The 22,352-nt window shown below is 69.4% G+C and carries 19 protein-coding genes; 7 read left to right on the top strand and 12 right to left on the bottom strand.

The genetic code is table 11. The features are described from left to right. Window positions 1–5 precede the first annotated feature (5 nt). Window positions 6–452, bottom strand: coding sequence for a GNAT family N-acetyltransferase (locus tag ACWEVS_RS21330; protein WP_452415640.1), 447 nt, complete (start codon window positions 450–452; stop codon window positions 6–8). Window positions 453–569: 117 nt separating this feature from the next. Between ACWEVS_RS21330 and ACWEVS_RS21325 the strand changes: the two genes are divergently transcribed. Continuing rightward, window positions 570–743, top strand: a complete 174-nt coding sequence (locus tag ACWEVS_RS21325) for a hypothetical protein (RefSeq protein WP_452415642.1) — start codon at window positions 570–572, stop codon at window positions 741–743. Between the two features lie 125 nt (window positions 744–868). Further along, on the top strand, window positions 869–2,884 hold the full coding sequence (locus ACWEVS_RS21320) for a CehA/McbA family metallohydrolase (RefSeq protein ID WP_452552913.1): 2,016 nt from the start codon (window positions 869–871) through the stop codon (window positions 2,882–2,884). 199 nt (window positions 2,885–3,083) lie between these two features. On the opposite strand, the gene ACWEVS_RS21315 is transcribed toward ACWEVS_RS21320, so the two are convergent. After that, complete coding sequence (locus tag ACWEVS_RS21315; RefSeq protein ID WP_452552912.1) at window positions 3,084–3,410, bottom strand: hypothetical protein; 327 nt, start codon at window positions 3,408–3,410, stop codon at window positions 3,084–3,086. Window positions 3,411–3,783: 373 nt separating this feature from the next. On the opposite strand from ACWEVS_RS21315, the gene ACWEVS_RS21310 reads away from it, so the two are divergent. From ACWEVS_RS21310 to ACWEVS_RS21300, 3 genes are all read left to right on the top strand, one after another. Further along, entirely contained in the window at window positions 3,784–4,173 is a 390-nt protein-coding gene (locus ACWEVS_RS21310; protein WP_449920860.1) for a hypothetical protein, read from the top strand. Next, window positions 4,170–6,215, top strand: a complete 2,046-nt coding sequence (locus ACWEVS_RS21305) for a M48 family metalloprotease (protein WP_452552910.1) — start codon at window positions 4,170–4,172, stop codon at window positions 6,213–6,215. The genes ACWEVS_RS21310 and ACWEVS_RS21305 overlap by 4 nt, the downstream gene beginning before the upstream one ends. Window positions 6,216–6,636: 421 nt before the next feature. After that, a complete protein-coding gene (locus ACWEVS_RS21300; protein ID WP_452552909.1) occupies window positions 6,637–7,821 on the top strand; it encodes an acyltransferase family protein in 1,185 nt (394 codons plus the stop codon). A 487-nt stretch (window positions 7,822–8,308) separates the two neighbouring features. Here ACWEVS_RS21300 and rpsA read toward each other — a convergent pair whose 3' ends face one another. The 3 genes from rpsA to polA all read right to left on the bottom strand — a co-directional run bounded on the left by rpsA (window position 8,309) and on the right by polA (window position 14,713). After that, entirely contained in the window at window positions 8,309–9,790 is a 1,482-nt protein-coding gene (gene rpsA / locus ACWEVS_RS21295) for a 30S ribosomal protein S1 (RefSeq protein ID WP_449920869.1), read from the bottom strand. A gap of 224 nt (window positions 9,791–10,014) precedes the next feature. Continuing rightward, a complete protein-coding gene (locus ACWEVS_RS21290) occupies window positions 10,015–11,085 on the bottom strand; it encodes a polysaccharide deacetylase family protein (protein ID WP_452552907.1) in 1,071 nt (356 codons plus the stop codon). Between the two features lie 937 nt (window positions 11,086–12,022). Next, entirely contained in the window at window positions 12,023–14,713 is a 2,691-nt protein-coding gene (gene polA / locus ACWEVS_RS21285) for a DNA polymerase I (protein WP_452552905.1), read from the bottom strand. A gap of 119 nt (window positions 14,714–14,832) precedes the next feature. Here polA and ACWEVS_RS21280 point away from each other — a divergent pair, with 119 nt between their 5' ends. Further along, window positions 14,833–15,177: a PaaI family thioesterase gene (locus tag ACWEVS_RS21280; protein ID WP_354910544.1), complete on the top strand. Its 345-nt coding sequence runs from the start codon at window positions 14,833–14,835 to the stop codon at window positions 15,175–15,177. A 153-nt stretch (window positions 15,178–15,330) separates the two neighbouring features. Here ACWEVS_RS21280 and ACWEVS_RS21275 read toward each other — a convergent pair whose 3' ends face one another. From ACWEVS_RS21275 to ACWEVS_RS21265, 3 genes are read right to left on the bottom strand one after another with little or no spacing between them, the layout of a single operon-like run. Further along, window positions 15,331–16,083 (bottom strand): amino acid ABC transporter ATP-binding protein, encoded by a 753-nt coding sequence (locus tag ACWEVS_RS21275; RefSeq protein ID WP_354910543.1) that lies wholly within the window; start codon window positions 16,081–16,083, stop codon window positions 15,331–15,333. A gap of 8 nt (window positions 16,084–16,091) precedes the next feature. Further along, window positions 16,092–16,982, bottom strand: a complete 891-nt coding sequence (locus tag ACWEVS_RS21270) for an amino acid ABC transporter permease (RefSeq protein WP_449920877.1) — start codon at window positions 16,980–16,982, stop codon at window positions 16,092–16,094. A 3-nt stretch (window positions 16,983–16,985) separates the two neighbouring features. After that, the gene (locus tag ACWEVS_RS21265; protein ID WP_354910497.1) at window positions 16,986–17,915 is read right to left on the bottom strand and encodes an ABC transporter substrate-binding protein; all 930 of its coding nucleotides are present in this window, start codon (window positions 17,913–17,915) and stop codon (window positions 16,986–16,988) included. A gap of 197 nt (window positions 17,916–18,112) precedes the next feature. On the opposite strand from ACWEVS_RS21265, the gene ACWEVS_RS21260 reads away from it, so the two are divergent. Continuing rightward, window positions 18,113–18,658 carry a DUF4352 domain-containing protein gene (locus ACWEVS_RS21260; RefSeq protein WP_452552903.1) on the top strand — a complete coding sequence of 182 codons (546 nt, stop codon included), beginning with the start codon at window positions 18,113–18,115 and terminating at the stop codon, window positions 18,656–18,658. Between the two features lie 50 nt (window positions 18,659–18,708). Here the strand turns inward: ACWEVS_RS21260 and ACWEVS_RS21255 are convergent, their stop codons facing one another. Genes ACWEVS_RS21255 through ACWEVS_RS21240 form a run of 4 tightly spaced genes read right to left on the bottom strand, consistent with a single transcriptional unit; the run spans window position 18,709 to window position 22,334 of the window. Further along, the gene (locus ACWEVS_RS21255; protein WP_449920883.1) at window positions 18,709–19,446 is read right to left on the bottom strand and encodes an ABC transporter ATP-binding protein; all 738 of its coding nucleotides are present in this window, start codon (window positions 19,444–19,446) and stop codon (window positions 18,709–18,711) included. Next, entirely contained in the window at window positions 19,436–20,176 is a 741-nt protein-coding gene (locus tag ACWEVS_RS21250) for an ABC transporter ATP-binding protein (RefSeq protein ID WP_354910542.1), read from the bottom strand. The genes ACWEVS_RS21255 and ACWEVS_RS21250 overlap by 11 nt, the downstream gene beginning before the upstream one ends. A gap of 41 nt (window positions 20,177–20,217) precedes the next feature. Next, complete coding sequence (locus ACWEVS_RS21245; RefSeq protein ID WP_452552901.1) at window positions 20,218–21,351, bottom strand: branched-chain amino acid ABC transporter permease; 1,134 nt, start codon at window positions 21,349–21,351, stop codon at window positions 20,218–20,220. A gap of 14 nt (window positions 21,352–21,365) precedes the next feature. Beyond that, the gene (locus ACWEVS_RS21240; RefSeq protein ID WP_354910487.1) at window positions 21,366–22,334 is read right to left on the bottom strand and encodes a branched-chain amino acid ABC transporter permease; all 969 of its coding nucleotides are present in this window, start codon (window positions 22,332–22,334) and stop codon (window positions 21,366–21,368) included. Between the last annotated feature and the right edge of the window lie 18 nt (window positions 22,335–22,352).

The following is a 22,352-nucleotide window of genomic DNA, read 5'->3' as shown; positions in this document are numbered from 1 at the left end:
GCAGATCAATCTCGCCGCATGTGCACCAGCGTGAGGTGATCGTCCATCCGCTCCCGGTGTGTCTCCCTGTAGCCCAGGCGACGGTACAGGCGCAGGTTGCCCTCCGACAGGTGACCGGTGAACAGGTCGAACGCCGCCGCCTCCGGCACCGCATCATGCAGGGCCTCCAGCAGGGCGGTGCCGACGCCGCGGCCCTGCGCGTCCGGCGCGACCACCAGCCGCCCGACCCGGCAGGCGGTGCCGGCCAGCCGGCCCCTGACCGCGCCGACGATCCGCTCGCCGTCGGTCGCCTTGAGCACCACGGCCGACTCGATCGCGGCGCGCACCTGCTCCACCGACTCGACCAGCGGGGGGATGAACGGGTCACCGTACAGCTGGGCCTCGGTGACGTAGGCCGCCCGCTGCACCGTCAGGATCTGTCCCGCATCGCGTGCCACCGCCCGCACGATCATGCGCCCACCCTACCGGCCACCCACCCTCCGGACAGGGCAGGCAGCCCCCGCCACCCCGGCCCCCGCGCAGCGTTCGTCCGCATCGCCCCGGCCGAGCGGCGCGGCCAGGCGGTCGGCGTGGCGACCTCCGTGCTCACCGCGGTACAGGAGCTGGGCGTGCCGCTCAGCGGCCCGCTTGCCGATCTCGCCGGACCGTCGGCCGCGATCGCGATGTACGGAGTGGCGGGCACTATCGCCGCCCTCCCCCTCATGAGAACCTGGCGACGCCGGGTCGCGATCACGGGCCGCTGAGCCGGGTGCAACGCGTCCACATGACGATCATGAACCAGAACCCGAGCGGCAAGGGCCACGCTGCCCGGCCTCGACCATCCGGCACCTGATGAAGATCGAGATGCTCCGTCGACCAGGAGTGACGCATGTGTGACGATCCGATGCTTCCCGAGCCGGTGGCCCGCGCGGTCGCCGACTACCGCGACCTGCGCGACAGGCACGGCCTCACCTGGGGTGAGGCACCCTTGGGGTACGTCGTCCAGGCCCGCGCCACCGTTTTCCTCGACCGGCGCTACAACTACGTGACCGCCGCCCTGCGGCAGCTCGCCGAGCAGCACCCCGGCGCCTCCCCCGGCGAGCTGGAGGACCGGCTCGGCGAGGTGGACGTGGACAGGGCCGTGCGCGACGGGCTCGGGGGCGACGTGCTCGGCCACCTGCCGGCGCTGCGCCTCACACCTGAAGGTGTCACCCTGGAGGCCCGCACGAGGGTCGTGCTCGGCGACGCGCCGTTCCGGACGGCCCTCCTGCTCGACTCCAGCCGGGAGGAGCCGGTCACGGTCGTCGTGGACGGCGTCGCCCACGAGGTGGCCCCGCGCGGCGCCAAGGTGGTCGAGGCCGCACGCGAGGTACGGGTCGGCGGCCAGGCGGTGGACCTCGCGCCGATAGCCAGGCGGGCGCCTGCGGCCAGGCTACGGCTGCGCGCCGGCCTGCCGTGCCGGTGGAGCATCACCGGCGTGGACGGGCAGGGCTGGTATCCCGAGGGTGCGCCGCACAAGGTGGACGCGCACCTGCGGCCGTACTTCCACGGCGACGACCTGGTGGTGGAGGTGCCGGCCGAGCCGGTCAGGGTGCGCGTCACGCGCGGCATGGAGTACACCGAGTCGGGTGTGTCGCTCACGCCTGCCGCGGGAGAGGAGACGCTGGTGGAGCTGACACCCGAGCGGCTCTACGACGCGGCGGCCCACGGCTGGTACGGCGGCGACCTGCACGTCCACCTCAACTGGATGGGAGAGGAGCCCGCCGCTCCCCGGCTGGCGGCGGCGGCACAGCACGGCGAGGGCCTGCACGTGCTCGGGCTGGTCGCGGGCAACGTGGCGGGTCGGCGGGTCTACGACCTGGAGGCGCTGACCCACTGGGTGGGCCGCGACCTGCCGTGGTCCGACAGCGAGCACATCGCCCGGCTCGGCGTCGAGTACCGCAACGACCTGGTGGGCCACTTCAGCGCGTTCGGGCCGCGCGGCCTGCCCGAGCGCTACCACTCGGGCTTCGCGGGCGAGGCCGACTGGCCGCCGAACGCGACGGCGCTGGAGGAACTTCGCGCCCTGGGCGCGATGACGGGCTACGGTCATCCGTTCCACCAGCCGGTCTCCGACGACGACCCGCCCGACGCGGTCCTCGACCGCGGGCGTGACTGCTCCGCCAGGGAGATCGTCGCCGACGCCGCTCTCGGACTGGTCGACACGCTCGACGTGCTCAACCACTCGTCGATCCAGGGGACGGCGGTGGTCTACCGCCACCTGGTCGGGGCCGGCAATCGGCTCGCGGTCACGGCCGGCACCGACGCCGTGCTGTCCTTCTGCCGGCGCGGCACCGCATCCGGCCCTCCAGGCTGGGCCCGGGTGTACGCGCACGTGGACGGGCCGCTCACCGCGGAGTCGTACATGGAGGCGGTACTGCTCGGCCGCACGTTCGCCACCACCGGGCCGTGGCTCGGGCTCACCGTGAACGGCCACGAGCCTGGCGACACGCTGGACCTGGCGCCGGGAACCCGGGTGGAGATCGAGGTGGTGTCCATCGGGCCCGAGGTGGAGCGGCTGGAGATCCGCACCGCCGACGGCGTCGTCGCCGAAGGACCGCCCGGCCGGCTGACGACGACGCTGGCGGTGGGCGAGCCGACCTACGTGGTGGCCGTCGCGAGCGGCGGTCCGCACCCACGCTCGCAGGCCCGGTGCGGCGCCTACGCGCACACCAGCCCCGTCTACCTGGACGTGGCGGGCGACCATGTGGCCCGGGAGTCGGACGTGCGCTGGTGCCTGGCGTGGCTCGACCGGCTGGAGGAGCTGATCGCGGAGTTCGGCCGGTTCGAGAGCAAGGAGCAGCACGCCGACCACCTCGCCGTGTACGAGCGGGCCAGGCAGGTGTACCGGTCACGCCTGCGATGAGCTTGACCCGACGACCCGGAGCCGCCGTACCCGGTGAAGCCCATCGGGCATCGCGTGGATATACCGGGCCTGTACGCGGCTGACGAATCCCTACTTCCAGCAGCCGCCATTCCCGGTTGAGGTCGCACGTTGTCACGGCCTTTCACCGCGATGACGGGACGGGAAAGTGCGTATTCACATTCGTGCTCCGGTCGCGCCCTTACCGGCGTCGTGATGCCCGTTTCAGCGGTCTCGAGAAGCTGTAGTACGAGAATCGCCTTGACGGCCTGCGCGAAGTGGGCAGCAGCGGAGCTCGCGGAGGATACGCCAGGTCTTCAGTCGCGCATTGGCGCGCTCGCCGGGGCCGCGCAGCTTGGCGTGGGCGGAGTTCGCGCCCTTCTGCGAGGCGGGCTTGTTCTTCCCGTTGTACCGGCACACGCACATGCTCACCCGCGCCGACGTAACCCTTGTCGGCGAGCGTGACCAGCCCGGCGGCGGCCAGACGGCGCAGGATGCCCCGGATGCGAACGGCCTTCAGATCGCGCACCGACCCGGGCAGCGAGCCCGAGGTCCACAGCGGCGCTTGTTTCCTCGGCTGGTCGACTCGGGGGAGCCAGGGGACCAGCCGATTTCTTTCGGCCCGGGGGGCATACCCGGACGTAGTTTTTCGTCCCTTCACCAGGCCCCAGCGAGAGCACGACCATTCGTGCCCGCGCGATGAGGCAGCATGCCCCGGGTCTTGCCGCAAGCCCCGGGGTGCGCTATGCGGTAAAAGCGGCGAAGAGTGCGAGCTGGTCCAGCGCGTAATGATTCACCAGACAGCGGACCTCGGGGCTGCCTATATTTCAGGGACCAGAATTCCCGCGTTGGAGGCCCAGGTGTCCGATGTGTTCGCCAAGGATCTCAGCCGTCGAGTCGTGATGAGAATCGCTCCCTCCGAATCGCCCCTGTTCGATCAGACCTGGGACGCGCTCGGCGGCAGGAACAGGTCGAGGCCTCATCGGGAGCCGCTCGGGTTCGGGCTGCCAGGGGTGGACGAGATGCTGGTGACGGCGATCGTCTCCGGCGTCGTGACCACGGTGCTCATGGATGTGGGCAAGGACGTCGGCTCGTGGACCGGCCGGCTGATCGGCCGGTTGCGCCGTCGTCCGAGGGAGCTGCCCGAGGGCCCGCCGCCGTTGTCTCCGGCCCGGCTGGCGGAGATCCGGAAGGTCGCGTACCGGAAGGCGCGCCGGATGGGCATGTCGGAGGCACAGGCCGACGCACTGGCCGATGCGGTGGTGAGTGAGCTCGCCCGCAAGCCGTCATGAACGGCCGCATCCCGTCGGCCACCGCGTCCGCGTTCGTCCTGCTGATCAGTCTGGCGTTCGCGACGACCGCGATCTACCGGCCAGGGGTGTTCGACCTGCTGTCGACGCATGGGCCGGAGGTCGCGGCAAAGGTCAGGGAGGCGTGCCTGCTGGCGGCGTTGAAGGGCCGGGACGATCCCGCGTGCGAGGTGATGAGCCGTGCGGCTGACCAGGATCTCCGACCGGGCACGTTGCTCTGTTTCGCGACACTCATCCTGCTCACAGGGCTGCAGTACTGGTTCGGCCCGGCCTGGCGGATCCGCCGCCGGCGGCTGCGTCCGGTCGTCGGCGAGGTCCACGATGAGTTGCGGCGGATGTCCGAGGAGGTGCTCGGCGGCCGCCGGGTCGTCTTCCTGCTCGACGTGCTCAACCCCGCGGTGGCCGGGCTGGCGTTCGGCCGGGCCGGGCACAGGTATGTCGTGATCAGCCGGGGCACCTTGATGTTGTTCGAGCGCGATCGGCCGCTGTTCCGTGCGGTGGTACTGCACGAGCTGGCGCACGTGCGCAACAGGGATCTGGACATCACGGCGGTGACGCTGGCGATGTGGCGGTCGTACGCCGCGGTGATCCTCGTGCCGGGCCTGCTCGCCGCCGTGATCGGGGTGCTGTCGGAGCATGCGCCGTTCCTGCGGTCCGAGCAGATGCCGTTCGGCTCGAACGTGGTGCTGTCGTGGTTGTTCGCCGCCCAGATCGCCGGACTGGCGGTGCTGTCGTGGCTGACCCGCTCGGTGGTGCTGCAGTCGCGTGAGCTGATGGCCGACGCCCGCGTGTTGTCGTGGCAGGAGGACGCGACGCCGCTGCGCCGCCTGTTCGAGGAGGCGCCGGCTCCGCGCCGGTGGCCGGTGTCGCTGCGGGTGCGCACCCACCCGCATCTCGCCGTACGCCGGGCCGCACTGGACGATCAGGCGCCGCTGGTACGCCAGGGCTTCGTCTTTCCGCTGGCCCTGGGCGGCTGCTTCTCCCTGACCATGGATCCTGCCACGTCGCTGACCGCGCAGGGACGCACCAACACCTTGCCGTGGCCGGCGGAGGTGTTCGCCCTGCTGCTGGCCGTCGCGCTGGGGTTGCGGGCGTTGCGGGCCGTGGGGGCGGAGAGCGACGCCGTGCACGTGCCGCTGGGCCTGGCCGTGGGGCTGGCGGGTGGCTGGGTTCTGGCCCCGAGCAGGATGACGGACCACGCGCTGGCCCCGTTCCCCGTGTCGGTGCAGCTCGCCGGGCTGGTGGTGCTGGCGGTGGCGGGCCTGCTGCTGGGGGTCTGGGTGCGGTGGGTGGCGAGAGTGTGGGCGCCGCGGGTGCAGGGCCTGTGGTCGGCGCTGGCGCTGCTGTTGCTGATCGCGGCGGTGGTGACGCTGAGCGCGCGGACGTTCTACGGCATCCAGACTGACATCATCATCGCCCATGTCCAGAAATATCCGGCCGTCTCCGACCCGCTGGCACACGTCCTGATCAGCGCACAGATCGTGCTGGACACCCGGCTGTCGCCGGGCGTCCTGCTGCTGATCGCCATCGTCCTGCTCATGCTGGCCCCGATGGCGGTACGTCTGGCCACGCTCGGCGAACGCCGGCCGCCGATGCCCCGCCGCAATGGCCGCATCGCCCTGGCTCTGGGCTGCGGAGCCGCCGCAGCGATGATCACGGCGATGGTGTCGGGCACGGTCAACGGCTACGTCTTCCAGAGCCCTGGCACCACCCTGTCGGGCTTCATCGCGGCCGGAGCCGCTTTCGGCGCCGCCCTCGCGGCCGGCGTGGCCGGGTTGTCCGGGACATCGCCGGTCGCGAAGGGCATGGTGACAGGGCTGGCCGCCGCGGTGCTGTACGCCCTCGTGCTGGAGTTGGTGGTGCTCCCCATGAGGGCGGCCCTGCCGTGGATGATCCACATGCTCATCCTGGAACGCATGCTGGAGGCCGCGCTGATCGCCGGGCTGGCCACGGCCCTGCTGGCCCGGTTGCTGCCCGTCCGCAGGGAGCTGGGTCCGGTCGGCGGTGTACCCGTACGGGGGTGAGATCGGCTTTCCCTGGGCGAAGCGGTCGGGGGCGAAAGGCGGAGACGTCGATGGTCTGCGGGATGCCGAGGGCGAGCCCGGCGAGAGCCCGCCCGCCGGCGGGGCAGATCTTGAACCCCATCCCGGCCCAGCCGCGCCGATCAGCCCTTCGGCCCCGGTCACGGAACCGAGCATCGGCCGGGCATCGGGCCAGGCATCGGGCCAGGCATCGGGCCAGGCATCGGGCCAGGCATCGGGCCAGGCATCGGGCCAGGCATCGGGCCAGGCATCGGGCCGGGCATCGGGAAGCGCATCCACCGCGGAGAAGGTCGATCGGCCGTGAGCGAGGGCCCTTTCCTGCGTCCAGGGAATCGATCGTCGGTACGGGAGACGTGTCCCTGGCTGGGGGCGATTGGCCGGGCAGGTCCGATAAGTTGGCTAAATGTCCTTTGCCAGCACATTGGCGCCACCGAGCGGAACTCCCGTTCTGTCGCGTCTGGCGTGGCTGGACGCGCTCCGCGGCATCGGGGCGGTCGCCGTACTGGCCGAGCACATGCTGCCGTGGGTGATCCCGTCGCTGCGGCCGTACTGGTTCAACCTCGGCATGTACGGCGTGCTGGTCTTCTTCCTCGTCAGCGGCTACATCATCCCGACCTCCCTCGAACGCCGCGGCGACGTCGGCGGCTTCTGGATCGGCAGGATCTTCCGCCTCTACCCGCTCTATCTCGCCGTGATCGCCGTGGTGCTGGCCACCTCGTGGTGGATCCCGGTCCGCGTGGACGTCCCGCGGGAGCCGTCCTCGGTCGCCGCGCACGCCACGATGCTCCAGGACGTCCTCGGCACCGCCGCCCTGGTCGACACCATGTGGACCCTCGCCTACGAGATGGTCTTCTACCTGGTGGTCACCATGCTGTTCGTCGCTCGAGGGCACCGCCGCAGCGGCCCGATCGCGATCGTGTTCGGCGCGGCCGCCGTGGTCAGCGGACTGGTCATGGCCGCCGCGCCGGTCCCGCCGGGCCCCTGGCCCTCGTGGTCGGCGTTCGCGGTCTTCGGTGTCGGTCTCGCGTGCCTGGTCAGCGGCAGGTTCGTGAAGCCCGCCGCCTGGGTCATGGGTGCCGGCGCCCTGGCTCTGCTGGTGCTGACGAGCAGGGTGCCGTGGTTCGGGCTGGCCATCCTCGCCGTCATGTTCGCCGGGACCGCCATCCAGCGGTGGGAGCGGGGCGAGGGCGCGCTGTGGCCCGTCGCGGTCACGGCCGCCCTCGTCGCGGTGGCACCCGCGTGGGCGACCCAGGCCGGCTGGTGGTGGGTACGGCCCGGCGTGTGGATCACCACGATCGCCCTGGCAGCCGCGACGTTCGCGGGGGCGATGGTGTTGCGGCGGCGCCTTCCGTTCCGCTTCCTGGCGTGGCTCGGAACGATCAGCTATTCGCTCTACCTGCTGCATCATCCGCTGCTGAAGGCCTTCGTCGTCGTGACGGGGGATCTGCGCCGGGCCGCGCTGCCCGTCCAGGCGGGGATGGCCGCGCTGTATGTGGTGCTGGTGCTGGGGGCCAGCTGGCTGACCTACCGCTGCGTGGAGTCCCCCCTGCAGCGCCTCGGCCGCCACGTCATCACCCGCCGCCGCTGACCCTGAGCTGACAACACCACCCACACCGACCCACCGGATGCCACCCGGGCCGATGCTTCCCCGCACCCGGTAAGGCTTCCGCGCCGTGCCGATGGCTACCGGATGCCGGCTACTCGCTGCTCTCCCGGCCCGGTCGCCGGACCCGTCGAACGAGGGTGGCTCGGTGTGCCTGGTCCGTCGGGGCGGCCGGCCACGTGCGCTCGGTGACGCGTATCCCTGGACAGGCCCCGGCCCCGTGCCCAGGGTGGCGCGTGGCACGGCTTGCCGTACGGGAAGGAAAGCGCCCCGCCGTACGGGAACGAAGGCAACCCGCCGCACGGGGAACGAAGGCAACCCGCCGCACGGGGAACGAAGGCAACGCGCCGCACGGGGAAGAAAGCGAGTCGCCCTACCGGAACCACAAGAAAGAAGCGCGGGAACGGGAAAGGCCCCGCACGAAGGTCGTGCGGGGCCTTTCGGCTAGCTCAGGTCGAGCGAGGGTAGAGCGTCAGCTCTGCCCGCCGGCGAGCTTCTCGCGCAGGGCCGCGAGAGCCTCGTCCGAGGCGAGCGCGCCCGCGGCCGGAGCCGAGGACGAGCTGCTGCTGGACGGGGCCTGGGTCTCGCCGCTGTAGGACGAGGGGACCTCACCGGCCTCAGCCTCGGCCTTGCGGGCCTCCTCGATCTGCTTCTTGTGGGCCTCGAAGCGGGTCTGCGCCTCGGCGTACTGGCGCTCCCACTCCTCACGCTGCCTGTCGAAGCCCTCGAGCCACTCCCCGGTCTCCGGGTCGAAGCCCTCGGGGTAGATGTAGTTGCCCTGGTCGTCGTACGTGGCCGCCATGCCGTACAGCGTCGGGTCGAACTCGACCTCGGCGCCGACGCCCTCGTTGGCCTGCTTCAGCGAGAGGCTGATGCGACGACGGTCGAGGTCGATGTCGATGATCTTGACAAAGATCTCGTCGCCGACCTGGACGACCTGCTCGGGGATCTCCACGTGGCGCTCGGCCAGCTCGGAGATGTGGACCAGGCCCTCGATGCCCTCCTCGACGCGGACGAACGCACCGAACGGCACCAGCTTGGTGACGCGGCCCGGCACGACCTGGCCGATCTGGTGGGTGCGGGCGAACTGCTGCCACGGGTCTTCCTGCGTCGCCTTGAGCGAGAGGGAGACGCGCTCGCGCTCCATGTCGACGTCGAGAACCTCGACGGTGACCTCCTGGCCGACCTCGACGACCTCGGAGGGGTGGTCGATGTGCTTCCAGGACAGCTCGGACACGTGAACCAGACCGTCGACGCCGCCGAGGTCCACGAACGCACCGAAGTTGACGATCGAGGACACGACGCCCTTGCGGACCTGGCCCTTCTGGAGGGTGTTGAGGAAGGTCTGGCGGACCTCGGACTGGGTCTGCTCGAGCCAGGCGCGGCGGGACAGGACCACGTTGTTGCGGTTCTTGTCCAGCTCGATGATCTTGGCTTCGAGCTCGCGGCCGACGTAGGGCTGCAGGTCGCGAACACGGCGCATCTCGACCAGGGACGCCGGCAGGAAGCCGCGCAGGCCGATGTCGAGGATGAGACCACCCTTGACGACCTCGATGACGGTACCGGTGACGATGCCGTCCTCGTCCTTGATCTTCTCGATCGTGCCCCAGGCGCGCTCGTACTGGGCGCGCTTCTTGGACAGGATCAGGCGACCCTCCTTGTCCTCCTTCTGGAGAACGAGGGCCTCGACGTGCTCGCCGACCTCGACAACGTCGGCCGGGTCGACATCGTGCTTGATCGAGAGCTCACGCGAGGGGATGACACCCTCGGTCTTGTAACCGATGTCGAGCAAGACCTCGTCTCGATCGACCTTGACGACGGTGCCCTCGACGATGTCGCCGTCGTTGAAGTACTTGATGGTCTCGTCGATCGCGGCGAGGAAGGCCTCTTCGGAACCGATGTCGTTGACCGCTACCTGCGGGGTGCTCGAGGTGGCCTCGGTGCTGCTCGTCATGTGTGGAATTGCTCCGAACGCGGACAGATGTCGATGTGGCGGATGCGCAGCAGGCTCTCTTCCGCATCAAGCCGAGGATGACGTCATCGACGAGACCGAGCGCGAGCCCGCTCCGTCTGAGGCGCGCGCGAGCCCACAGCGCAGCGATCAGCATATGAGACCTGGCGGGCGGGGTCAATCCGAGGACACGGGAGTGCAACGGGCGCAAAGCCGCGTGAGGCCGCCTAGTAGGCGTTGAGCTGGGCTCTCCGCTTGGCAGCGATATTACCCGCAGATTTCCGTGGGATGGAGATCCGCTGTGGGTCTCCATCGGAGACGTAGCGCTCACCAGGGTGCTTGTTCAGCCATTCCAGCCAGTACTCCGAGCACCACTTCCGGCATTCGCCCCGTTTGCCGTTGCTCTGGATGCGTTGGATCGCACCCCGATCGAAATTTTTCGCGTAAGGCGAAACGGAGGGCTCCGCTCCTGCGAGGAAGACGCCGGCGAAATCATATCCGGTGCCGTTCCATGATCCGGCCCTGGCGATCTTCTTGGGGTGCGGCATGGAGCCGAACGGCAGCGCGAGCGTGTCGCCCTCCGGCGCGCCGAACTTCTTCAGCAGCCGTTGCAGCCTGACGATCTGCTCCTTGACCTTCTTGTCCGGCAGCACGGCCAGGTTGGGGTGGCCCCAGGTGTGGTTGGCCACCTCGAAGCCGTGGTCGGTCAGCCACCGCACGGCCCTGGCCTGGTCGTCCTGCCGCTGCAGCCCGAACGGCTGGCGGTTGACCCAGAAGGTGGCCACGGGCCGGAAGCCGGGGTACTTCCTGGCCACGTCGTAGATGATCGCGACGGCGGTGTCCTTCTTCGGCATGCCCGCGCCGTCCAGCGCGAAGTGGCTCGGGTGGCCGTCGTCGAAGGTGAGCACGACGGGGAACTTGCCGGCCGGCACCGCGATGTCGCCGGTCACGAACTCCTTGGCGGTGATCGGGACGTACCCCTGCCTGGCCAGCTTCTCCAGCTCCTGGCGGAACTGCGAGGGCGTGCGGTCGATCGACGCGAACCGCTTCTTCATGATCCGGTGATACATGATCGCCGGGACCAGGCCGAGCTCGTTGGCCTTCACCTGCTTGGCGAACTCCGGCGTGGCGGTGACCGGGGGCGGCCGGTCGGAACTGGGCAGGTCCGCTTCCGCCTCGGGGGTCGCAGGAGCGTTCCCTGACGGCTTGGCCGTGCCGACCGTCGCGGCCTGCCCGACGGTGGGCTCGCCGGCTGTGGGCAGCAGTAAGAGGGTGGCGATCGCGATCGTGATGACCACGACGTTGACTATCCCGATGATCCGCGTGAGCAACGCTGAATTCCGCACTGAACTCCCGTGCCGATCGGGGGCAGACCAACCATCTCAGCCTAGACCAGAACGGCTCAGAGGCTTTCATGATCGATCCGCCCGGTGGTCACATTCTCCTGCCGCTGCCCGCCGCCGGCGGCCGCAACCCCGCGCCGAGCGCTTCCCGCACAGGCCGGCCCTGTCCAGCCGAGGCACCCACCCGTCACGAGCAGGGCGCATCCCCGGCCGGGCGGGTCACGGGCGAGGTCAGGATCCCGAGCGAGTCACGCCGAGCGAGCCAAGCCGAGCGCCGCGCATCCGGACGGCCACGCGCCGGACGGAGCGCACGAGCGTCCAGAAGGACACCCGCCAGGCCCAGACGGAGGGCACGGGCCTCCGGAAGGACACCCGCCCGGCCCGGACGCAGCGCACGGGCCTCCGGAAGGACACCCGCCAGGCCCAAACGGAACGCACGGGCCTCCGGCAGGACAACCTGGGCAGGTCGTTCGCCGGCGGACAGGCGCCGTGCCGAGGGCGCGGGAAGCGCCGCTCCCCCGAGACGAAAAGCCCGTCAGCCAGCCCCCCGTGGCCGGCGGCATCGGCAGCGGCCACGGCAGGCCGCGCTCGAGCGTCCGCCCGCGGTCCGAAGAAGGCGGCCGACGACCCCGGCGTCCGCCACCCCGGCCCCGCGGGGCTGGAGTGGCGTGATGGACGGGCGCCGGCCCCGTGCCCAGAGTGGCCTATCCCCCGCGTGCCGTACAGGCACGGGGACTTCTCCCGCGCGCACAGGCATGGGGCCCTTCCCGTGCGTGCCGTACAGGCACGGGAGCCTGTCCCGTGAAACAGGCGCGGTGGCCTCTCGCGGGCGTGCCGTACAGGCACGCCCGTCGGTGCGCCCGGCGGGCATTCCCGGCCGGACGCCCGGCGGTCAGTGGCCGGCGTCCTCCCAGGTGCGGCCGACGCCGACGGAGACCTCCAGGGGCACGCGCAGGCTGTAGGCCGAGTTCATCTGGTCGCAGACGACCTGGCGGAGCGTCTCCAGCTCGCCAGGGGCCACCTCGAAGACCAGCTCGTCGTGCACCTGCAGCAGCATGCGCGAGCGCAGCCCCTCCTCGCGCAGCGCCTGGCTCACGTGGAGCATCGCGACCTTGATGATGTCGGCCGCCGAGCCCTGGATCGGCGCGTTGAGCGCCATCCGCTCGGCCATCTCCCGCCGCTGCCTGTTGTCGCTGGTCAGGTCGGGCAGGTAGCGGCGGCGGCCCATGATGGTCTCGGTGTAGCCGTCCTTGCGGGCCTGGGTGACGATCTCGTGCAGGAAGTCGCGGACCCCGCCGAACTCCTCGAAGTACTCCTCCTTGAGCGCCCTGGCCTCGGCGACGGGGATGTTGAGCTGGCCCGACAGGCCGAAGTCGGACAGCCCGTAGGCCAGGCCGTAGTTCATCGCCTTGATGCGGGCCCGCAGCTCGCCGTCGACCTGCTCGGGCGGCAGGTCGAAGACGCGTGCGGCGGTCGCCTGGTGGAAGTCGTGGCCTGACTCGAAGGCGGCGATCAGCGACTCGTCGCCCGACAGGTGGGCCATGATCCGCAGCTCGATCTGGCTGTAGTCGGCCGTCAGCAGCGTCTCGTAGCCCTCCCCGACGACGAAGCCCTGCCGGATGCGGCGGCCCTCGGACGTGCGGATCGGGATGTTCTGCAGGTTGGGCTTCTCGCTCGACAGGCGCCCGGTGGCGGCGACGATCTGGTTGAACGTCGTGTGGATGCGTCCGTTGTCGGAGATCTCCTTGATCAGACCCTCGACGGTGGTGCGCAGCTTCTGCTGGTCGCGGTGGCGCAGCATGATGACCGGCAGCTCGTGGTCGGTCTGCGTGGCCAGCCAGGCGAGCGCGTCGGCGTCGGTGGTGTAGCCGGTCTTGGTCTTCTTCGTCTTGGGCAGGTTGAGCCTGACGAAGAAGATCTCCTGCAGCTGCTTGGGCGAGCCGAGGTTGAACGGCTCGCCGACCACGCGGTGCGCCTCCTCGACGGCCTGCTTGACGGCGGCGCCGAACTCGGCCTCCAGGCCCGCGAGGTAGGCGCGGTCGGCGCCGATGCCGGCCCGCTCCATCTCGGCCAGCACGCTCAGCAGCGGAAGCTCGACGTCCTGCAGCAGCTGGGTGCCGCCCCGCCCGGCCAGGAACGACTCCAGCGAGTCGGCCAGCTCGCGCACCGCGTGGGCGCGCAGGGCGAGGTCCTTGGCGGGCGCGTCCTCGTCGTCGCCGAACAGCGCGGCCTGGCCGCCGGACTCCTCCTCGACCTTGAGGTCGCGGTGGAGGTAGCGGCGGGCCAGATCCTCGAGGGCGAAGGTGCGCTGGCCGGGCATGGCCAGGTAGGCGGCCAGCGCCGTGTCGCACGACAGGCCCTTCAGCTCCATCCCCTGGGCCCACAGGGCCAGCATGGGCCCCTTGGCGTCGTGGACGGCCTTCGGCCTCGCCTCGTCGCCCAGCCACGCTCTGAGGGCGCTCTCGTCGGCCTCGGTGAGCCGTGTGGGGTCGATGTGGGCGGCTGTGCCGTCGGGCGAGGCGATCGCGATGCCGTCGATGCGGCCGCGGCCGCTGCCGTAGGCGCCGCGGAAGGCCACTCCCGCGCGGCCCTCGGGCATCGCCGACAGCCATCCGGCCACCCTGTCGGGGCCGAGGATCACGGTCTCGACCTCGAAGCCCTGCTCGGGCTCCGCCTCGCCGGTGCCGAGCACCTTGAAGACGCGCTCGCGCAGCTCGCCGCGGATCTGCAGGGAGTCGAACAGCTTGTTGATCTCCTCGCGGTCCCAGGTGCCCTGCCGCAGCTCGGCCAGGTCGGCCTCGAGGGGCACGTCGCGCAGCAGCTCGGTCAGCCGCCGGTTCATCAGGACCTGGGCGACGTGCTCGCGCAGCTTGTCGCCGACCTTGCCCTTGACCTCGTCGACCCGGTCGATGAGGGCGGTCAGCGAGCCGAACTCGCGCACCCACTTGGCCGCGGTCTTCTCGCCCACGCCGGGGATGCTCAGCAGGTTGTCGCTGGGGTCGCCGCGCAGCGCGGCGAAGTCGGGGTACTGCTGCGGAGTCAGGTCGTACTTCTCCTGCACGGCCTCGGGAGTGAAGCGGGTCATGTCGCTGATGCCGCGCCGGGTCATCAGCACCGTGACCGCGGGGCTGACCAGCTGGAGCGCGTCGCGGTCGCCGGTGACGATCAGGACGTTCATGTCCTCGGCGGCGGCGCGGGTGGCCAGCGTGGCGATGAGGTCGTCGGCCTCGTAGCCGGCCAGCGACAGCCGCGGGATGCGCAGCGTGTCGAGCAGCTCGAAGATCAGCTGCATCTGGCCGCGGAAGTCCTCCGGCGTCTCGCTGCGGTTGGCCTTGTAGTCGGCGTACTCGGCATGCCGGAACGTGGGCTCGGACCGGTCGAAGCACACCACCACGTTGGTCGGCTGCTCATCCCGCAGGATGTTGGTCAGCATGGAGGTGAACCCGTAGACCGCCTCGGTGTGCTGACCGTCGGTGGTCATCAGGTTGGCATCCTTCAAGGCGTAGAACGCCCGATAGGCAAGGGAATGCCCATCCAGGAGCAACAGGCACGGACGGGCGGGGGTCACTTCACTCTTCGGCACACTCGCAGCCTAGTCTCCATGTGCGACAGAAAACGTGAGCTCTAGGTACAGGAGGCGTCCCCTTGACGTTCGACGTGGCAGCGGTGAACGAGCTGAACAAGGGCACGATCGGCGAGCGCATGGGCATCGAGTTCCTCGAGGCCGCCGCCGAGCGGGTGGTGGCGAGGATGCCGGTGAAAGGCAACACCCAGCCGTACGGCCTGCTGCACGGCGGCGCCTCGGTGGTCCTCGCCGAGTCGATCGGCTCGATCGGCGCGGCCATTCACGCCGGACCCCGGCGCATCGCGGTGGGGATCGAGATCAACGCCACCCACCACAGGTCCGCGACCGAGGGTTACGTGACCGGCGTGGGCACCATGCTGCACGGCGGCAGGTCGCTGGCGAGCTACGAGGTGGTGATCACCGACGAGCAGGGCCGCCGGGTGTGCACCTCGCGCATCACCTGCATGCTGCGGGACGCGTGAGTCACAGGCGCGACTTGTGCCCATTCTTTGCGCGCCCGCCCCGGGGATCGCTACGGTGGTGCCGACAGACCCGCGGGGAGGCCGAGTAGAAAACGTGTGGGGCCGGGGAAGCCCTGCACGGTCCCAAAGGCCCCCCCGGGTTGCCCCTTACGGCTAGAGCACCTTCGACAGGAACAGCTTCGTCCGCTCGTGCTGCGGATTGCCCAGCACCTCGCGCGGCGCCCCCTTCTCGACGACGACGCCGTCGTCCATGAACACCAGCGAGTCGCCGACCTCGCGCGCGAAGCCCATCTCGTGGGTGACCACGACCATGGTCATGCCCTCCCGCGCCAGTCCCTTCATGACGTCGAGGACCTCGCCGACCAGCTCGGGGTCGAGCGCGGAGGTCGGCTCGTCGAAGAGCATGAGCTTCGGCTGCATGGCCAGCGCCCTGGCGATCGCCACGCGCTGCTGCTGACCGCCGGACAGCTGGGCGGGGTAGTTGCGCATCTTCGCGCCCAGCCCGACCCGCTCCAGCAGCTCGGCGGCCCTGGCGCGGACGGCGGCCGAGGACTCCCGCTTGACCCGCTGGGGCGCCTCCATGACGTTCTCCAGCGCGGTCATGTGCGGGAAGAGGTTGAAGCGCTGGAACACCATGCCGATGTCCTTGCGCTGCGCGGCGACCTCCTTCTCCTTGAGCTCGTGCAGCTTGCCGCCGTGCTCGCGGTAGCCGATCAGCTTGCCGTCGACCCACAGGCGGCCGGCGTTGATCTTCTCCAGGTGGTTGATGCAGCGCAGGAAGGTGGACTTGCCCGATCCCGACGGGCCGATGACGCACATCACCTCGCCGTTGCGCACCTCGAGGTCGATGCCCTTGAGCACCTCGACGTGGCCGAAGTTCTTGCAGACCTGCTCGGCCCTGACCATCACATCGCTCACGCCGCACCGCCTATGATCCTGACCCGGCCGCCGCCAGGGTGCGCTCCCCTGGCGAAGTGGCGCTCCAGGTAGTACTGCCCCACCATCATGATCGAGGAAAGGATCAGGTACCAGATGCATGCCATGATCAGCATCGGGATGACCTGATAGGTCGAGGCGTAGATCGTCTGCGCGGTGAAGGTCAGCTCGAGGTACGGCACGGCCGCCACCAGCGAGGTGTTCTTCAGCATCGAGATGGCCTCGTTGCCCGTCGGCGGCACGATGACGCGCATCGCCTGCGGCAGGACGATCCTGCGCATCGTCTGCATGCGGGTCATGCCCAGCGCCTGGGAGGCCTCCTGCTGGCCGGGATCGACCGACACGATGCCGGCCCTGATGATCTCGGCCATGTAGGCGGCCTCGTTCAGGATCAGGCCGATCGCCGCCACCAGGGCCAGATTCCCCACCAGCGACTGCGTGCTGAAGCTGATGAACTCCGGCCCGAAGGGGATGCCGAGGCTCAACGTCGGGAACAGCGCCCCGATGGCGCTCCAGATCAGCAGCTGGGTGTAGAGCGGGGTGCCGCGGAAGATCCACAGGTACACCCACGCCGTGCCGCGCATCAGCGGGTTGGGCGACATCCGCATCAGCGCGAGCACGACCCCCAGGCCGATGCCGCCGACCATGGCCACGAGCGTGAGCCAGATCGTGTTGCGCACGCCGTTCAGGACCGGCGCGGACAGGAAGTACCGCCACTGCTCGGGCCAGTTGTAGTTCGGGTTGGTGATGAGGTTGCTCACCAGCATCGCGGCGAGCACCACGATGACGGCCGCCGCCACCCACCGGCCGGGGTGCCGGACGGGCACGGCCCTGATCACCTCAGGGCGTGCCCTCTCCGTGTCGCTCATGGGTTATCCCTGTGCTCCGTTGATGACCGGGTCCGTGATGGCACCGTCGCCGACGCCCCACTTGTCGAGGATCGACTTGTAGGTGCCGTCCGCGATGAGCTCCTTCAGCGCGCCGAGCCACGCGTCCTTGAAGGTCGCGGAGTTCTTTCCGATGGCGTAGCCGTAGGGCGCGGTGTCGTAGGCCTGGCCGATGATCTCCAGCTTGCCGCCGGTCTGCTTGACCGCGTAGCCGACGATGGGCGAGTCGGCGAGCATGCCGTCGATCTTGCCCGACACCAGGTCGGCGTTGACCTCGGTCTGCTGCTTGCGCACGACCTGCTCGATGGCGGGCTTGCCCGCCTTGGTGCACTCCTCGCTCTTGGCCTTGATGTCGTCGACCTGCACGGTGCCCTGCTGCACACCGATCTTCTTGCCGCAGGCGTCGGCGGGGTTGACCGCCTTCGGGTTGCCCGTCTGGGTGGCCCAGGAGGTGCCCGCGGAGTAGTAGGTGACGAAGTCGACGACCTTCTCCCGCTCCTTGTTGTCCGTGAAGGAGGAGGCGCCCAGCTCGTACTTGCCCGACTGCAGGCCCGGGATGATCGTGTCGAAGCCGGCGTTCTGGAACTCGGCGGTCAGGCCGAGCTTGCCCGCGACGGCCTCCACCAGCTCGACGTCCCAGCCCACGATCTTCTGCGTGGCGGGGTCGACCGACTCGTTCGGCGGGTAGGAGGCGTCGACACCGACGATCAGCTTGCCGTCCGACTTGATGGCGTCGGGCACCATCGCCGCCAGCGTGCTCTGCGGGCTGGCCGCCGCCGAGGAGGCCCCGGTTGCCGCCGTGGCCGCCGGACTGGCGGCAGTGGTGCCGCCTCCGCCACCACAGGCCGTGAGCGTCAGCGCGCCCGCGACGACGAACGTGCCAGCCGCGAGCGCGCGGCGGGAAAGAGTACCCATACTCACAACGGTCCCCTTCGGTTCCTGGTCTTGTCGCAGAGATGCTCCCGCAAGCTTGTCACCAGGCAGATCACCGCTCAGACACAATCGGACAACTTCCTACAAGCGTAAGTCTTTCGATGAAGACCGAATATCGGCTCAACATCTCTTGCGGCGGACACCTGTCACATTGCCCGCCCTCCTCGTACGGTGGCGACGTGCGCCGACCCGTCCTCACCGCGTGCGCCCTCGTGGCGCTGAGCGCCCTCCTGGCCGCCTGCAGCCCCGCACCTCCACCGGCGAAGCCTCAGGCCAGCCCGACCTACGACCTGCCGGCCCGCCCGGTCCGCGTCAACGAGGTGCCGATCCACGCGGCGCCCGTCACCGACGGCGACACGCGATTCCAGGTGATCGGCCTGCAGACCGGCCAGGCCAGCCTCTCAGGCAGCCACGCGGAGTGGCCCGCCAAGGGGCAGTTCGTCACTGTCCGTGTCGTGGTGGAGAACCCGGGAAGATCCACGTCCCGGTTCGACGCGCGCAAACAGCGGCTCGTCACGGCCGACAGGCGGGAATTCCCCATCAGCGACACCGCGCAGATCACCAAACGCCAGCCCGTCGAGATCCCGGTGGGCGCCGGCGTGCGCATGGAGATGGACCTCTGGTTCGACATCCCCAAGGACGCCAGACCCACCGCGGTCAAACTGTACGGTGACCCGCCCATCGGCTATCCCACCACCGACGGCGTCCGGGTGGCGCTCACGTGAGGGTGAGGTGAGCGCGGGCGGAACCTGGACGGCCCCGCCCGCGCCGTACGTCAGTGCTGCTGGCCGTTGGGGCTGGTCTCGCCCAGGTCGCCGCCCAGATAGGCGGCGCGCACGGCCGGGTCGTTGAGAAGGTCGTGCGCCGGAGCGCTCTTGACGATCTTCCCGGTCTCCAGCACGTAGGCCCGGTGGGCCAGTTGCAGCGCCTGCTGGGCGTTCTGCTCCACCAGCAGGACCGTCGTGCCCCTGCGGTTGATCTCCTCGATGATGTCGAAGATCTGCTTGACCAGTAGCGGCGCCAGACCCATCGAGGGCTCGTCGAGCAGGAGCACCTTCGGCTTGGCCATCAGCGCCCTGCCGATCGCCAGCATCTGCTGCTCACCGCCGGACATCGTGCCCGCGGCCTGGTTGCGCCGCTCGGCGAGCCTGGGGAACAGCTCGTAGGCCTCGTTCAGCTCGGGGGCGATGTCGCCGCTGCGCGAGTAGGCGCCCATCAGCAGGTTGTCGTGGACCGACATGCCGGGGAAGATGCCGCGGCCCTCGGGCGCCTGGCCCAGGCCCGCCTCGACCCGCTTGTGGCCGGCCAGCTTGCTGATGTCCTTGCCGTCGAAGACGATCGAGCCCGACGACAGCGGGCGCAGGCCCGAGATGGTCTTCAGCGTGGTCGTCTTGCCCGCGCCGTTGGCGCCGATGAGTGTGACGATCTCGCCCTCGTTGACCTCGACCGAGATGCCCTTGATCGCCTCGATCTTGCCGTAGTGGACGTGGATGTCCTTGACCTCAAGAAGCATCTGCGGGTGCCCCCAAGTACGCCTCGATGACCCGAGGGTCGTTCCGCACCTCGTCGGGCAGGCCGTCCGCGATCTTCTGACCGAAGTCGATGACGCCGATGCGGTCGCTGATGCCCATGACGAGGCTCATGTCGTGCTCGATCAGCAGGACGGTGCGCCCCGCGTCCCGGATCTTCCTGATGAGCTGCTGCAGCGACTCCTTCTCCGCGGGGTTCATGCCCGCCGCGGGCTCGTCGAGCAGCAGCAGCTTCGGCTTGGTGGCCAGCGCCCTGGCGATCTCCAGCCGGCGCTGGTCACCGTAGGCGAGATTCTTGGCGTAGTCGCCGGCCCGGCTGGCCACGCCGCAGAACTCCAGCAGCTCCATCGCCAGCTCGCGGCCCTCGCGCTCGGCCTTGCGGTGCCACGGCAGGCCGAGAGCCACGCTGACCATGCCCGACCTGTGGTGCGCGTCGGCGCCCACCATGACGTTCTCCAGCGCCGACATGTTGTGGAACAGCCGGATGTTCTGGAACGTACGGGCGATGCCCCGCTTGGTGATCTTGAAGCGCTTCAGACCGCTGATCTTCTCGCCCTCGAAGCGCACCTCGCCCTCGGTCGGCTGGTAGACGCCGGTGACCACGTTGAACACCGTGGTCTTGCCGGCGCCGTTAGGGCCGATCAGCGCGAAGATCTCGCCCTCGTTGACGGTGAGCTCGACGCCGCGCAGCGCCGTCACGCCGCCGAAGCGCATCGTGAGCCCTCGCAGCTCGAGCAGGGCCTTCTTCTCCTGGTTCACTTGCTGGCCCCCTCAACGACCTCGGGCTTGGCCTCGGGCCCCGCGACCTCGGCACCGAGACTGCCCATGCCGCCCGAACCTTCCTTCAGCTCGGCCTTGCGTTGTCTGGAGGGCAGCAGACCCTCCGGCCTGAAGATCATCAGAGCGACCAGCACCGCACCGAAGATCAGCATGCGGTATTCCTGCAGGCCACGGAAGCGCTCGGGCAGCCACGCGACGATGAACGCGCCCAGCATGACACCCGGAAGGTTGCCCGCGCCACCCATGACCACCGCGGCCAGGATCGTCGCCGACAGCAGGAACAGGAAGTCGTTCGGGTTCAGCGAGATGACCTTGGCCGCCCAGACCACGCCCATCGCGCCACCGATCGAGGCGCCGATGGCGAAGGCGAGCATCTTGAACCTGAAGGTCGGCACGCCCATGACCTCGGCGGCGTCCTCGTCCTCCCGGATGGCCGCCCAGGCCCGGCCGACACGGCTCTTCTCCCAGCGCTTCACCAGGATGATCACGACGACCGCGAGCGCGACCAGCATGTAGTAGTACGGCCGCGGGTCCAGCACGCCGTACTTGAAGATCTGGATGCCGAACAGCTCCACACCCTCGATGCTCGGCGGGTGCGGGATGCCGCGGATACCGTTCGGGCCGCCGATCGCGTCGGTGTTGCGGGCCGTGATGCGGATGATCTCACCGAAGCCCAGCGTGACGATCGCCAGGTAGTCACCGCGCAGCCGCAGCGTCGGCGCTCCCAGCACGACGCCGGACAGGGCGCAGATGAGGATGCCGACGACCAGGATCTCCCAGAAGTTCCAGCCCAGCTTGGTGCCCAGCAGGCCCATCGCGTAGCCGCCCACCGCGTAGAAGGCGACGTACCCGAGGTCGAGCAGACCGGCCTGGCCGACCACCACGTTGAGGCCGATCGCCAGCACCACGAAGGTGCCGATCGGGAAGAACAGCACGCTCGCCCAGTCGGAGTACGGCGACATGATCGGCGCCAGCGAGTCCGACGGGAGGAGCAGCGCGGCGACGATGAGCAGGATGTAGACCGCCCAGCGCTGCCACCAGGGAGCCACGGCCCACGCGTGGTGCAGGCGGTCGGTGAAACCGCCCCACGCGGAACGGATGTTTGACATTGCGTTCTTCTGGTTCATGCGCGCGCCTGCTGGAGTGATTCACCGAGAAGACCGGTGGGCCGGAACATCAGGACCAAGACGAGGACCGTGAACGAGATCACGTGCTTCCAGTCGGAGCCGAAGATGATGGCGCCGTAGTTCTCCACCAACCCCAGCGCGATTCCGCCGACCAAGGCGCCACGAAGGTTTCCGATGCCGCCGAGAACGGCCGCGGTGAAGGCTTTGATGCCGAAGAGAAAACCGATGTAGTAGTTGGTGTTCTCGTACGCGAGCAGATACAGCGCGCCGGCCACACCGGCCATCGCGCCGCCGATCAAGAACGTCATCTGGACGATCTTGTTGATGTCGACGCCCATGAGCACCGCGGCCTCGGGATTCTGCGCGGTCGCGCGAATACCACGGCCGATCTTGGTCCGGTTGACCAACCGCTCCAGCAGGATCATCATCAGCAGCGCGGACACGACCACGAACACCTGGTGAGCCATCACCTTGTGACCGAAGATCGAGAACAGCTCCGTGCGCTCCATGATGCGCGGCAGGCCCATCTGAATGCGGCCGCGCTCAGGCCTGTCGAAGACGGTAGGGATGATCAGGAGCGCGAACAGCTCCTGAAGGAAGATGGAGGCGCCGATGGCCGAGATGAGCGCGGCCAGGCGGGAGGCGCCACGCTTGCGCAGCGGGCGGTAGGCGATCCGCTCGAGCGCCGCGGCGGTGCCCGCCGAGGCGAGCGCACCGGCCGCGATCATGGCCACGACGAGGCCGACCAACGCGACACCGGTCAGGGGCGAGTTGATGCCGAGCGCGAACGGCACGTACATCGCGCCGAAAGTGCCGATCATGAACACTTCGGAGTGCGCGAAGTTGATCAGCCGCAGCACGCCGTACACCATCGTGTATCCGAGCGCGATCAGCGCGTAAATGGATCCGAAGGCAAGGCCGTCAATGGTTTGCGGCCAGAACTGAGCAAAGAAGTCATTGAACACTTGACGATAACCACTTCT

This window comes from Nonomuraea sp. NPDC003754 (assembly GCF_053605785.1).
The sequence above is the reverse complement of the archived record's forward strand: the minus strand, read 5'-3'. Positions and strand labels throughout refer to the sequence as shown.